This is a genomic window from Achromobacter sp. SIMBA_011 (genome assembly GCF_046535435.1).
In the GTDB taxonomy this organism is placed as follows: Bacteria; Pseudomonadota; Gammaproteobacteria; order Burkholderiales; family Burkholderiaceae_B; genus Achromobacter; species Achromobacter dolens.
Window position 1 is genome coordinate 1 of sequence record NZ_JAWRWN010001070.1, and the last position, 244, is coordinate 244.

The 244-nt window shown below is 67.6% G+C and carries 1 pseudogene; it reads right to left on the minus strand.

What is annotated here, in order from left to right:
• Positions 1 to 244 (minus strand): annotated as a pseudogene (locus SB816_RS34310) (PKHD-type hydroxylase); the annotation flags it as partial.

Genomic DNA, 244 nt, shown 5'->3' on the forward strand with positions numbered 1-244 from the left:
CGAGCTCGCCGCCATCGTATTCGTCGGGCGCGGACAGGAACAACGTGACGGACACGTCGGTGCGCAGCTTCACGCCGTTCGGCAGCACGCGCACCGCGCCGTCGACGTGACTGCCGAATGTCATCCCGCCTTCGTAGCGGTTGAACAGCGGCGGATAGACCTCGTTCGGCAGCGCCGCGCTGATGAACAGCGGATTGCGCTCGAGCGCGGCGAGAATCACGTCGCCGAGTTCGCGCGCGACCGG